Genomic DNA, 12,880 nt, shown 5'->3' on the forward strand with positions numbered 1-12,880 from the left:
TGGGGTTTGAAAGGAGGCAGGATGAAAATCGACTTCCTCCCGCTGCGGGACGACACCCACGGCGAGTACTGCCTGTACTGCCACGCCGAAACCGTCGAATGGATCGTCGTGGACGGAAGGAAACGGTGCACCTGCGGTTCGTGCGGTCGCGAGGCCGAAAGAGCCGTCGTCGTCGATCCCCGCATCTCCTGGTGGACCGATTCAGACGGCGAGTACTGGCATGAGAGTGCCGGCGTATTCGTACGAGACCCACGAGGGAGATTTCTCTTCTTCCAGAGAACTGCCTTTCCCTACCGTCTGACCGTACCCGCAGGCCATGTCGAACGCGGAGAGGACCCCCAGCGCGCGGCAGCGCGGGAACTCTGGGAGGAAGTGGGAATCCGCGACGCGCACGGGGAGCTCCGGCTCGTTGCGGACGAACTTCTCAACGGCGACACGTGCAGGAGGGGCTCCGACGCCCATCGTTGGCACGCCTATCTGCTGGACGTCGACGACCACCGGGCGGCCGGAGGGGAATTGACCGTGAACGAGGAGGGTGAGGCGCCCCTCTGGCTCACTCTTGACCAAGCACTCGCCTCCCGGCCGACGTTCGCCGTGGAACACATCATCGACCGGTATTCCGAAAGACTCCAGCGCGCCGTCGGGCCGACCCCCGGGGAGGGGCCGTGAGTCGATGGGCCGGCCAGAGCGGGGGATGTACGCCGCGTGAGCAGTCAGCGGGGGCGGTCCGTGACGTGGTTGCGGACAGCCCCCGCGTCGTGCGAGAGGTGATCACTCAGTGGCAGCTGGTGGTGCCGCTGTCGCTGTAGGTCTTGCCGGCCTCGGGCACGAACTGCCAGTCGTAACTGTTGGAGTGCAGGGTGAACTTGAGCAGCCCGTAGGTGTCGCTGTTGCGGGCTTGGCTGTTGGGCAGGATGGTGCCGAAGCCGTAGTGGCTGGCGCCGCCCATGCCGGCGACGAAGTGCCGGGCGCCGCGGGCGGTGTCGAGCTGGCCGCTCGGGTTCATTTGAGCGAACCGCTCGTACTGGTGGTTGTGGCCTGTGACGATCACGTCGGCGTTGTTGTCGTACAGCGCCTGGACGAGAGGGCCGGTGGAGGTTTCAGGAGCATGGTTGGCGCCCGACGTGAACCGCGGCTTGTGCCAGTAGGCGAGTGTGCACGGCTTGGTGCTGCCGGCCAGGTCTGACCGCAGCCACTGCTCCTGCGCCGAGCCGACGGACATGCTGACCTCGGAGTTCAGCGAGACCACGTGCCAGCTGCCCAGGTCGTAGGAGTAGTAGCCCCGCCCCGACGGTCCGGCGGCAGCGCCGAAGTAGCCGTAGTAGCCGGTGGCGCCTGAGGTGTTGTAGTCGTGGTTGCCCGGCGCCGGCTTGGTGCGCGCCTTGTGACGGCCCCACGTCGGGTCGTAGTACGTGGAGAACTCCGAGGCCGTGCCACTGTCGTAGACGTTGTCGCCGGCGGTGAACACCGTGCCGGGGATGCCGTCCAGCAGGTTGGCGGTCGCGGTGTCGCCGGAGCCGGAGTTGGAGATGTCACCGGCGCCGACCAGGACCGGGTCGCCCGAGGGCGGAGGGGTGGAGGTGGGGCTCGGCGAGGGGCCGGTGCCGGTGGTGATCACCAACTGCGGGGCGTCGGCGCCGCTCTCCCGCGAGTCGTAGTAGGCGCCGTCGGCGTTGGTGGAGGTCGCGCCGATGCTGAAAGTGCCGTTGCCGGTGACGAGCGAGGTCACATCGATCTCGTACCACGTGTCCTTGGCCACTGAGCCGAGGCTGCCCAGCGTCGCGCCGTCGATGGCAGGCTTGTTGTTCCAGGTCGTGCCGGTCTCGGACCACGCGGTGTTGGTCATCGATTTGAACGTGCCGCCGGTGTTGCTGCCGTTGTTTCCGCTGATGGTGCGGATCCGCAGCTTGGCACTGGTCACCGGCTCGGTCAGACCGCTGACGGTGAACTTCAGGAACGTCTGGCGCACCGGAGAGTTGTCGACCACGAACTGGGACGAGGTGCCGTAGTTGGTGGAGGGGGTGCTGCCCTGCACGTAGGTGTCGGCAACGGGGGTGAAGGTGGACGAGGCTGCGGTGGCCGCGGGGGCGGTGGTGAGCAAGGCGGCGATGGCGGCGGTCGTCAGCGCGACTGATCCGCCGGCGATCGCTGCTCTCCGGACGTGGCGGTTGCCCATCTGGTGATCCCATCTGCGGTGAGGGCTGTGGAGGGCGTCAGGGAACCTAGGGACCCACAGGAGCCATCACCACGCGATTGGATGAACGCTGAGCGTGCTGTCGGTGAGGTCTTTTCCCGCCCGCTCAAGTGTTCTGACGGGTTGTGAGCAGGCCACTGGCTGTTCACGTCCCGCATGCCTGTTCGCCGACTGTCCTGGGTGGTTCACGCAATTGCGGGCACCGGACGATGGGCCGTCGTCATCGCGATCGGCCCCACCCGCTCGCCCAGTGCAAGCCGCAGGAGGTGCGCAACCGCGTGTACCTGTCGACAATCGGCTGGTTCAAGGGGGCCGTCGGCACAGAGGGGTCCTGCAAGCTCCGACGGCCCGTGCTCAGCGCCAACGTCTTCGCTCTCGGCACGGTCAGCCTGGTCACCGACATCTCCGCCGAGATGGTCACCGCAGTCCTTCCCCTCTACCTGGTACTCGGCCTGCAGCTGAGCCCGATGGCCTACGGAGTCATCGACGGGACCTATACCGGCGCCACGGCGCTGCTGCGGATCGTCGGCGGCTACGTCGCCGACCGGACACGCAGCCGCAAGGCAGTGGCAGGTATGGGTTACGCGCTCTCGGCCGTGGCCAAGCTCGGTTTGCTCGTGGCAGGCCGGTCGGTCGCCGCGGTCGGCCTGGTGATCGCGGTCGACCGCACGGGTAAGGGACTGCGCACGGCACCCAGGGACGCACTGATCACTCTGTCGACGCCACCGGACGCCCTGGGCCGGGCCTTCGGCGTGCACAGGGCGATGGACAGCCTCGGCGCCTTCCTCGGCCCACTGGTGGCCCTGGCAGTCCTCGCCGCCGCCGGCCAGTCCTTCGACGCGGTCTTCGTCACCAGCTTCTGCATCGCTGTCCTCGGGATCGTGGTGCTGGTGCTATTCGTTCGTGACCGGCGTGATCTGCAACCCGCGGCCAAGCCCTTCTCACCGCGCGGCGCCGCATCTCTGCTGCGGTCCGCGCCGGTCCGCCGCCTCATCCTTGCCGCCTGCCTGCTCGGACTGGCCACCGTCGGCGACGGCTTCGTGTACCTGCTCCTGCAGCGACGCGAAGAGCTGAGCGCAGGCTGGTTTCCGCTGCTCGCAGTCGGCACCAACCTCGCCTATTTGCTGCTTGCCGTTCCCATCGGCGTCCTGGCCGACAAGGTCGGCCGACTGCCGGTGATGCTGGGCGGCTACACCGCGCTGGTGGCCGTCTATCTGTTGCTGTGCGGACCACTGGACGGATGGCCGCTGATCGGCCTGACGCTCGGCCTCTACGGGGTCTTTTTCGCCGCCACCGACGGCGTGCTCATGGCGCTGGCCGGCCCGTTGCTGCCCGAGCGGCTGCGCACCACCGGTATCGCAATCGTCCAGACCGGCCAGGCACTGGCCTACCTCGTCTCCTCGGTCCTGTTCGGGATGGCCTGGCAGGCGTGGGGCCCGGCCACCGCCAGCCGGATGGCCGCCATAGGCGTGGTCGTGGCGATCGCCGCCACCGCCGTGCTGCTTGCTCGCCGACCCACCGCCGTCGCCCAGGAGGTATCCAGTTGAACGCCATGACCCAGCGGACTCGGATCACCATCCTCGTGGCCGCCACGGCGGTGCTCGCCGCCGTCGCCTTCGGCTACATCCATCTGGCTGCCCACCGGACCAGCGCCACCGGCAACAGCGCTGATCCCGTCACCGCCACAGCGGACCGCGCGACGCTGGCTCCCGGCCCACGACTGCTGGTGGTCAGCAACCGCCATCTCGCCACCGTCTCCCGGAAGGACGCGGGCGGACCGCGGACGGTCGCTCCGCTGGAGTGCGTCCGCGTCTACGCCGCGGCAGGCACCGGCGTCTGTATCCGTCCCGACTCCCCGTGGTCCTACCACCTGGTCGTCCTCGACCAGGAGCTCCATGAGAAGCGCGCGGTCCCGGTCCCCGGGCTGCCCAACCGAGCCCGGGTCTCGGCCAGCGGCCGCATGGTGGCGTGGACCACCTTCGTCGGCGGCGACTCCTACAGCGGCGGAGGCTTCTCCACCCGTACCGGCATCCTCGACACCCGCACCGGCGCGCTCGTCACCACATTGGAGAAGTTCGCGGTGACCAGGGGAAACCGGCCCTACCAGGCCGCAGACGTCAACTTCTGGGGCGTCACTTTCACCGCCGACGACAACCGGTTCTACGCCACCATGTCCACGGCCGGCCGCCGATACCTCGTCGAGGGCGACTTCGCCGCCAGAACCGTGCGCACACTCAAGGAGAACGTCGAGTGCCCGTCGTTGTCACCCGACGGCACTCGCATCGCGTTCAAGCAGGCCATCGGCGCCGACCCCACTCGCGGCTGGCGGCTGTCCGTGCTCGAACTGGCTTCGATGCGGGTGACGACGGCGGCCGAGACCCGCAGCATCGACGATCAGGCAGCCTGGCTCGACAACGCCACGCTCGCCTACACGGTCCGTAACAGCAGCGGCGACCCCGACGTGTGGTCCGCGCCTGCCGACGGCTCCGGCGCACCTCAGCTACTGGTACCGGGCGCGGAGTCCCCGGCCGCACTCGGCTGACTTGTATCGGGCGGACAAGCGCAGCCGACGCAGGGTGGTGCGCGTAAACCAGGGCGAATGCGTATTCACATTCCTCGTGTCATAACGTGCTTATCGGTGGCATATGCGTTTTCCTCTTGACCTATCCCTTGATTTTCGGAAGTACGACGGAAGGCATGGTGGTTGGTCATGGGAAGGATTGCGGTCGCACCACTGGTCCTGGCGGCGATGAGCCTGGGCCTGGCATGCGAGCTGTCGCAACCCGCAGCGGCAACCCAGAGGCCAACAAGCGCCGCACCATCATGGGCTGCTGCCGCGCAGACGCCGAACGTGCCCCGGGCGACCGTCCGAGGGGACGTCACGGCCCGGAGGGGCCTGAGCATCCGTGCCCTGCCCACGGCCAACTCCACCAAGCTGGGCGGGTACTCCGCAGGCGCCGGGATCAGCATCTTGTGCGAGGCACGCGGCCAGGACGTGGAAGGAGACGCCACCTGGTACAGACTCGCCAACCGCTCCGGCTGGGTCGCCGCCCGCTACGTCCATGCCACACGCCCCGTACCGCCCTGCGAAAAGCCGGGGCCCACCGGGCACGGGCCGACCGGCCCCACGGGACCCGCAGGGCACGGACCCACGGGACCTACGGGCCCCACCGGACCTACGGGACCCATTGGCCGCACCGGACCTACGGGACCTACGGGAGCTACCGGCCCCACGGGACCCTCCAACACCGCCAACATCACCGCGGTATACGGAGCTCCCAGCACGCTGGGACCTGGACAGACCACTGCTTTGGTCGCCGTCTGCCCGGCCGGTCAAAGAGCCGTCGCCGGCGGCTGGATGGCAGGCGACGAGGTCATCCCCGTGAACAACTACCGCAGCACAAGCTCCAACCCTGACGACAGTTGGACCGTCAACTTCCACAACCTCTCCAGCACGCAGCAATACTCCATCACCGCCATCGCCTACTGCGCGCCATGACCGCACAGGGTGACCGGACATCGTTCGGTGTTACTCCCTGGACCAGCCGCTGGAGGACCGGGCTGAACGCCGTCGACAGCACCTTCGACGGCCGCTGTGTGGTTGCGGATGACGTGTCCATCGAAGGTCATGTCGAACGCTTGCAGGGTCTACTTCCAGCGGCTGGTACGGGCGCGGGGGATGCGGCTCAGATGGCCGGGGCTGCGATGCGGGTATAGGTCAGCCCGTTGCTGACGCCCGCGGCGGTGGCGACCGTTACGGTGACGGCTCCTGCGGCGCCCGCAGGGGGAAGGGCAGTGACCTGGGTGGGGGAGAGCACCGTGAACGTTGCGGGGGTGCCGCCGAACAGGACGCTGGTGGTGGTGGTGAGGTTGGTTCCGGTCAGTGCGATCACGCTGCCGCCACTGGCGGGTCCCTGGCTGGGAGTCAGGCTGGTGAGCGTGGGGGCTGCGAGGTAGAAGTAATCGAGGGCGTTGCTGGTGCCGCCGGGGGTGATGACGGTGACGGCTGCGGCGCCGGCTGCGTGGGCGGGGGTCACGGCGGTGATCTGCGAGGGAGAGTTCACCGTGAACGATGTGGCCGCCGTCGCGTCGAAGCGCACCGCCGTCGCGTTGATGAATCCGCTTCCGGTCAGGATCACCGTGGTACCTCCCGCTACCGTTCCGGAAGAGGGCGCGATGTTTGTCGCCGACGGCGCTGTGGCGTAGAAGAAGTAGGCGACGGGATTGTCGGGGTTGCTGGTGCCGCCGGGGGTGGTGACGGTGACGGCTGCGGCGCCGGCTGCGTGGGCGGGGGTGACGGCGGTGATTTGGGTGGGGGAGTTGACGGTGAATGATGTGGCGGCTGTTGCGTCGAAGCTGACGGCTGTTGTGCCGGTGAGGCTGGTGCCGGTGAGGGTGACTGTGGTGCCGCCTGCGGTGGGGCCTTGGGTGGGGGCGACGCTGGTGATGGAGGGTACGGCCGCGTAGGTGTAGGTCTGGGCGTTGCTGGTGCCGCCGGGGGTGGTGACGGTGACGGCTGCGGCGCCGGCTGCGTGGGCGGGGGCGACGGCGGTGATTTGGGTGGGGGAGTTGACGGTGAATGATGTGGCGGCTGTTGCGTCGAAGCGGACCGCCGTTGCGCCGGTGAGGTTGGTGCCGGTGAGGGTGACTGTGGTGCCGCCGGCGGTGGGGCCTTGGGTGGGGGCCAGGCTTGAGAGCACGGGGGCGGTCACGTAGGTGTAGGTCTGGGCGTTGCTGGTGCCGCCGGGGGTGGTGACGGTGATGGCTGCGGCGCCGGCTGCGTGGGCGGGGGTGACGGCGGTGATTTGGGTGGGGGAGTTGACGGTGAATGATGTGGCGGCTGTTGCGTCGAAGCGCACGGCTGTTGTGCCGGTGAGGTTGGTGCCGGTGAGGGTGACTGTGGTGCCGCCGGCGGTGGGGCCTTGGGTGGGGGCCAGGCTTGAGAGCACGGGGGCGGTCACGTAGGTGTAGGTGACGGTCTGGGTGCTGGTGCCCTGACTGGTGGTGACGGTGACATTGACTGCGCCGGTCCCGGGGGGAGTCACCGCTGTGATCTGTGTGCTGCTGGTGACGATGAAGGAGGCGGCGGCGGTGGTGCCGAACCGGACGGCTGTCGCGCCGGTGAAACCGGTACCGGTCAAAGTGACTGTGGCCCCCCCGGAAGAGGGTCCCTGGCTGGGACTGACAGAGGACAAGGTGGGGGCAGCCATGGTTGTACTCCTTCACGCATCACTGGGGGCAAAGCCGCACGAGGCATAGATGTGCTGGGCGAATGGGACGGTGCTGAAGATGAGTTGGAGCTCGCGGCGGGCAAGCCCAGTACGACGCGGTTGGGCATTTCCGGCCGCTGCCTTCGAGGCGGAAGCGGATCGACACATGCCCGGCTCGTCGTCCCTGCCGTGGCCGGCGATCGAGTCAGGCTGTCTGCGGAGTATGGGTGAGCGCCGAGCACGACCACCCGTTCACCGACCGGTCAGCGTCCACTGTCGTGCCTCCCGCCACCGGCCCTCGGTTGGCGCGAGCCCCACAAGGGCCGGAGGCGAAGCGGCTGCTGGGCGGGGAGCGCCCGGGCGCGAGTGGATGCCTACGCCCGGGCCTCCTTCACTGTCCGGTCCGGTGGTCAATCGGGTGCCGGAAAACGCCGACTCAGATGCCCGGACCGCCTACGTAGGTGAAGCCGCCGACCTCCGTGGCGCTGCCGCCGGTGGTGGTGACGACGACGTCGACTGCGCCTGCGGTGCCGGGCGGGGTGACTACGGACATGGTGGTGCTGTTGACCACGAAGAACGGCGCAGTTACGCCGTCGAAGGTGACCGACTGGGTGGTGGTCAGGTTGGTGCCGGTGATTGTCACTGCGGTGCCGCCGGAGGTCGATCCGGAGTTGGGCGACAGCGTGGTGACCGTGGGCGTGTCCACGTAGGTGTAGGACAGGCCGTTGTTGGTGCCGCCGGCTGTGGTGACGCTCACGCTGACCGCTCCGGGCCCGGACCCGGCTGGGACGGTGACGCTGAGCTGGCTGTCGGAGATCACGGTCGGGGTCGCGGCGTTGGCCCCGAAGTTGACGGCGGAGGCGGTGGACAGCCCGGTTCCGGTGATGGTGATGGTGTTCCCGCCCCCGGTGGGCCCGGAGGTGATGTTCAGCGCGCTCTTGAACGGGGCGCCGATGTAGAAGAAGGACAGCGGGTTGCTGGTGCCGCCCGATGTCGTCACGGTCACGTCGACCACGCCGGCCCCGGACGGGGAGCCGACCGTGACCGACGTGGGGGTGTTGGAGGTGATGGTGGCCAGCTTGCTGCCGAACTTCACGGCAGTGGCGTTGGCGAGGTTGACGCCGGTGATGGTGACGGTGGTGCCGCCACCGGTGGATCCCTGGTTCGGGCTGATGGGCATGGGTGTACCTCCAGAAGATGGCAACGCGTGCGATGGTTGGAGGAGTGTCCTGTCCCAGCGGCCGGGCATCGCCACTCCTCAGCAAGCGATGCACCCGCCCTGGACCTGGCACAGCACGGGGTGGGAGCGCTGTGGTGCGCATGCGCCCGGATCCTCCGCAGCCGATCGACCACATCGACTCGGTCAGGACATGCGCCCGGGCTTGGTCGCCCGCGACTGGGGCGCCCCTGGCTCAGGCCGTCGGGATAGGGGTGGGGGGCAGGGAGAGACCGCTCGAGCGACGACCAACCCTGACCACGCTCGAGCGCGCCGCACCGGTGGCAGGTCCTGTCCTGTGTGATTGCCGCTAGGTCAATCGCACTACGCAGCTTGGGCGAACGACGGACTGGCCATCGTTTGGCCTCGAAGAGGAAGGATGAACCTGCGGTTCCGGTACGCCTATTACCCCAGGTGGGCGAGCCGGCCCACAACCCCCCTGACGCCGCATCACCCGAAGGGCGGAGTCTGTGCACATTCTTTCTTCCCGCCCAGAGGGTTTCACGGCTCGATGACGCAGTTCTGCGACGAATGGCGGGTCGTCCGCGCCGCCGACCTGCGCCGGCGCGCGCGGCTGGTACCTCCAGCGCGGCATCGGCGAACTGCCCGCGGCGCTGCAGGCCCCCTCGCCGCTGACTGACACACCGTCGCCTGAAACGAGATGACGCAGAGGCCCTCGGCGCGCCCTACGGGGCGTCAGCCCGCTGCGCAGCCGAGCGCAGGCGCTTGGCTCGCTTGCCCGTCACCGTCTTGATCGGGATCAGCACCGCCCACCACAGCTTCGCGCCGGTCGGGGAGACGAAGGCGAGCGGCACGGCGACGGCGAAGACCAGCACCGTCGATGCCAGATCGGCCACATCGTTGCGTGCGACGGGATCGGGCAGCGCCACGCTACCCAGCCACGGGCGCTTCCACAGAGCGACCGCCAGCGCGAGTTGTGTGGCGCCCATGGCCGCGACGGCGCCGGAGTAGACGGCCACTGACAGCGATTCGTCCCCGTACTCGGCCAGCAGGGTGGTAGGGAAGGGCATCAGGGCGATCAGCGCCAGGCTCAGCAGCCCGAGCCTGATGACCATCCCGTCCACGTTCCGCGTGTACTGGAAGATCTGGTGGTGACCTCGCCAGAACGCCGCGATGACCAGAAAGCTGAGGGCGTAAGCCCATACGTTGGGCATCACATCCCCCAGCGCGTCCTCGAAAGCGGCGGGGTCCAGCCCGGCGGGCAGCGTGATGTCCAGCGCCAGCAGGGTCATCGCGATGGCGAACACGCCGTCCGACAGCGCGAGGAGTCGGTCCGCGCTCCCCTCGTCGTCCCGCACTCGCTGGTGGTCACTCACAGCCCCTCACCCTAGGGTTGAACGCCCCGGAATACTCGGATTGATCAACCCGAGGGTGGCGCCCCCTTCGGCAACCGGGCATCGGCCTATGACGTCCCAGCGGACATGACGACCACCGGCACACCGTCCTCCTTGTCCAGGCCGACCTGGCCGCACTGCGCACGCGGTGCGGACCCGACCAGCGACTTGGTGGGCTGCCGGGGCCGTCGGGTAGAGCCGTATGGCGCGTGTCTCGCTCACCTCACGAACGCCGATCGGGCCACCTACCTCAGCGCCCTGGTGCCCGGCAGCGACCTTGACCACCGCAGTACCCCCATCTCGCAGAGTCTGCTGCAGCAACTCCTGGACGCGCTCCGGGACCCCACCACCGGACAACCCCGCGTTGGCAACGTCAGGTTCGGCGGGGCGACGTTCTCCGACGGCGCCGGGTTCGACGAGGCGACGTTCTCCGGTGACACCGTGTTCAGCGGGGCGACGTTCTGCGCCGACGCCAGGTTCGGCGAGGCGACTTTCTCGGGCTACGCCGCGTTCAGCGGGGCGGTGTTCTGCGGTGACACCGTGTTCGAGCGGGCAACGTTCTGCGGTGACACCGTGTTCAGCGCGGCGACGTTCTCCGACGGCGCCGACTTCGACGAGGCAACGTTCTCCGGCTACGCCGCATTCGACGAGGTGACGTTCTGCGCCGACGCCAGGTTCAACAGGGCAACGTTTTCCGGCGTCGCCGGCTTTGATGAGGCGACGTTCTCCGCCCGCGCCCGATTCGGCGGGGCGACGTTCTCCGCCCGCGCCGGCTTCGATCGGGCAACGTTCTCCGCCCGCGCCGGGTTCGACGGGGCGACGTTCGAGACGGCTTCGCAGCTGGGCCCTCTCGTCTGCAAGGGAGCCCTCGGCCTGTCCGGAGCACGGTTCGGCAGCCCCGTAACCATTGAGGCAGCAGCAACCCGCCTCGAGTGTCGGCGAACGCGATGGGACTCCACCGCCGCCCTTCGGCTGAGATACGCCACTGTCGACCTCAGCGACGCGGTATTCGAGTATCCGCTGAGTGTCACCGCTCGGACAGCCCCCTTCGCCGATACGGCCGGAACAGCCTTGGCCGAGGGGGATCTGGTCAGCATTGATCCAGGGGTACGTATGGCGTCCCTGCGGGGAGCAGACGCGGCGCATCTGGTGCTCCACAACGTGGACCTCAGCGCCTGTCTGCTGTCCGGCACAGTGCACCTCGACCAGCTGCGGCTGGAAGGGGAATGCCGTCTTGCGCCCGCCCCGTCAGGTCTGCGACGGCATGGGGTGCTTCTTGCGCGGTGGACCGCACGGCAGACGCTGGCCGAGGAGCAGCACTGGCGTGCCGCACGGACACGGTCGGGGTGGGCGGCGGCGCCGGCCGGAGTGGAGGTGGTGGGTCCGGCGGGACTGGCGCCGGTGTACCGGCAGCTGCGGAAGTCCTTCGAGGACAGCAAGAACGAGCCGGATGCCGCCGATTTCTATTACGGCGAGATGGAGATGCGACGCCACGACCACCAACGGCCCGGTGCCGAGCGCGCGCTGCTGGCTTTGTACTGGGCGGTGTCCGGGTACGGTCTGCGGGCGTCGCGCGCGCTGGGCTGGCTGCTCGGTTCCATGGCTGCCACCCTGCTGGTCATGGTGCTGTGGGGGCTTCCGGCGGACGACCCGAAGCCCGCCACCACCGGACGGATGGCCGGGCAGGACATCTCACTGACCACCGACAAGCCCGACCCCGTCAGCCCCACCGGCTCGCTCTCCTCCCGGCTCACCTCCGAACGGTGGGAGAAGTCCCTGCGGATCGTGGTGAACTCAGTCGTCTTCCGCTCCTCAGGCCAGGACCTCACGACCGTCGGCACCTACACCGAGATGGCATCACGGCTGGCCGAGCCCGTACTGCTCGGCCTTGCCGTTCTCGCCGTCCGCGGACGGGTCAAGCGGTAGAGGTCACCCCCAGCGTTTCCTTCGCACCACGACCCGCGCTCCGGCGGCTCGATCAGACGCGATGCGCACCGTGACCTCGCCGCGTGTCACCCTCACGCGCGCCCGGGGTGGCGCAACCACGAGTAATGGGTTCTTTCTGGTTGCAGTGGTCCGTCCCGGTATCGGGTGCCCCACGGACGCGGAGAGGAAGCGAGCCGGCCGCCCATGGTGAGAAAACATCAGGCACTGCGTACTCCGCTTGCCGCGGGCCTGGTGGGCATCATCTTCGCTCTGTTGCTCAGCGCCGCCATCATTCTGGTCCGCCTGACGCTCCCCGACCCGGGTGAGGCGAGCGGCGACTGGTTCTCCAATGCCTCGCGGCGGCGCACGGTGCAGACGGCGCTCGGCCTCATCCCGTTCGCGGGCATCTTCTTCCTGTGGTTCATGGGCGCCGTACGCGCACGTATCGGGGATGCGGAGGACAAGTTCGTCGCCACCGTGTTCCTGGGCAGCGGTCTGCTCTTCGTGGCGACCCTTTTCGGCGCCGCGGCGGCAGCGGGAAGCCTGCTGGCCTCGGCGGGTGTGTCCGGGGACGGCTCCGGGCCGCAACTGCAGTCGTTCGGCCAGCACTTCACCTACGGCCTGCTGACGACGTATTCGATGCGTATGGCAGCGGTGTTCACCCTGTCGACCTCCTCCATCGGGCATCAGCTCGGAGTCCTTCCCCGATGGCTGTCCATCCTGGGCTATCTCGTCGCCCTGACGCTGCTCTTCGTGACGGACAGCATCGCCTGGGCGGAGTTGGTCTTCCCCGCGTGGGCCCTCGTTGTCAGCCTGCACATCCTCGTGGCCGGTCTGCGCCAGCGGTCCGCATCGGCCTCCCCGTCATGACGCGCTGCTCCCGGGCGATGCGGACCCATGACGCTTCTGGCCCGTCTGTGCTCGCGACAACACGACAACACCCGCAAGCTGAGGAACGGAACCACTGGAAGGGCGCACC

Annotated in this window: 10 protein-coding genes; 6 read left to right on the forward strand and 4 right to left on the reverse strand. The window is 68.4% G+C overall.

The features are described 5' to 3' along the window. Positions 1-21 precede the first annotated feature (21 nt). A complete protein-coding gene (locus tag OHA61_RS38255) occupies positions 22-669 on the forward strand; it encodes an NUDIX hydrolase (protein WP_406306989.1) in 648 nt (215 codons plus the stop codon). A 106-nt stretch (positions 670-775) separates the two neighbouring features. Here OHA61_RS38255 and OHA61_RS38260 read toward each other — a convergent pair whose 3' ends face one another. After that, a complete protein-coding gene (locus OHA61_RS38260) occupies positions 776-2,176 on the reverse strand; it encodes a DNRLRE domain-containing protein (RefSeq protein WP_406306990.1) in 1,401 nt (466 codons plus the stop codon). 296 nt (positions 2,177-2,472) lie between these two features. Between OHA61_RS38260 and OHA61_RS38265 the strand changes: the two genes are divergently transcribed. The 3 genes from OHA61_RS38265 (at position 2,473) to OHA61_RS38275 (ending at position 5,693) form a co-directional block, all read left to right on the forward strand. Then, entirely contained in the window at positions 2,473-3,741 is a 1,269-nt protein-coding gene (locus tag OHA61_RS38265) for an MFS transporter (protein ID WP_406306991.1), read from the forward strand. Between the two features lie 5 nt (positions 3,742-3,746). Continuing rightward, positions 3,747-4,736, forward strand: a complete 990-nt coding sequence (locus OHA61_RS38270) for a TolB family protein (RefSeq protein WP_406306992.1) — start codon at positions 3,747-3,749, stop codon at positions 4,734-4,736. Between the two features lie 816 nt (positions 4,737-5,552). Beyond that, positions 5,553-5,693, forward strand: coding sequence for a hypothetical protein (locus OHA61_RS38275; RefSeq protein ID WP_406306993.1), 141 nt, complete (start codon positions 5,553-5,555; stop codon positions 5,691-5,693). 187 nt (positions 5,694-5,880) lie between these two features. Here the strand turns inward: OHA61_RS38275 and OHA61_RS38280 are convergent, their stop codons facing one another. The 3 genes from OHA61_RS38280 to OHA61_RS38290 form a co-directional block, all read right to left on the reverse strand. Then, positions 5,881-7,404 (reverse strand): IPT/TIG domain-containing protein, encoded by a 1,524-nt coding sequence (locus OHA61_RS38280; protein WP_406306994.1) that lies wholly within the window; start codon positions 7,402-7,404, stop codon positions 5,881-5,883. 436 nt (positions 7,405-7,840) lie between these two features. After that, positions 7,841-8,584, reverse strand: a complete 744-nt coding sequence (locus OHA61_RS38285) for an IPT/TIG domain-containing protein (protein WP_406306995.1) — start codon at positions 8,582-8,584, stop codon at positions 7,841-7,843. Between the two features lie 722 nt (positions 8,585-9,306). Continuing rightward, on the reverse strand, positions 9,307-9,957 hold the full coding sequence (locus OHA61_RS38290) for a TMEM175 family protein (RefSeq protein ID WP_406306996.1): 651 nt from the start codon (positions 9,955-9,957) through the stop codon (positions 9,307-9,309). Between the two features lie 132 nt (positions 9,958-10,089). Between OHA61_RS38290 and OHA61_RS38295 the strand changes: the two genes are divergently transcribed. Further along, positions 10,090-11,901, forward strand: a complete 1,812-nt coding sequence (locus OHA61_RS38295) for a pentapeptide repeat-containing protein (RefSeq protein WP_406306997.1) — start codon at positions 10,090-10,092, stop codon at positions 11,899-11,901. A gap of 204 nt (positions 11,902-12,105) precedes the next feature. Continuing rightward, positions 12,106-12,771: a hypothetical protein gene (locus tag OHA61_RS38300; protein ID WP_406306998.1), complete on the forward strand. Its 666-nt coding sequence runs from the start codon at positions 12,106-12,108 to the stop codon at positions 12,769-12,771. The last annotated feature ends 109 nt before the right edge of the window (positions 12,772-12,880 follow it).

The organism is Streptomyces sp. NBC_00885 (assembly GCF_045207475.1).
Taxonomy (GTDB): domain Bacteria; phylum Actinomycetota; class Actinomycetes; order Streptomycetales; family Streptomycetaceae; genus Streptomyces.

Coding starts and splice junctions, on each gene's coding strand:
- OHA61_RS38280 (WP_406306994.1), bottom strand. CDS start 7,404: ATGGCTGCCCCCACCTTGTCCTCTGTCAGTCCCAGCCAGGGACCCTCT.
- OHA61_RS38260 (WP_406306990.1), bottom strand. CDS start 2,176: ATGGGCAACCGCCACGTCCGGAGAGCAGCGATCGCCGGCGGATCAGTC.
- OHA61_RS38270 (WP_406306992.1), top strand. CDS start 3,747: ATGACCCAGCGGACTCGGATCACCATCCTCGTGGCCGCCACGGCGGTG.
- OHA61_RS38255 (WP_406306989.1), top strand. CDS start 22: ATGAAAATCGACTTCCTCCCGCTGCGGGACGACACCCACGGCGAGTAC.
- OHA61_RS38300 (WP_406306998.1), top strand. CDS start 12,106: ATGGTGAGAAAACATCAGGCACTGCGTACTCCGCTTGCCGCGGGCCTG.
- OHA61_RS38275 (WP_406306993.1), top strand. CDS start 5,553: ATGGCAGGCGACGAGGTCATCCCCGTGAACAACTACCGCAGCACAAGC.
- OHA61_RS38285 (WP_406306995.1), bottom strand. CDS start 8,584: ATGCCCATCAGCCCGAACCAGGGATCCACCGGTGGCGGCACCACCGTC.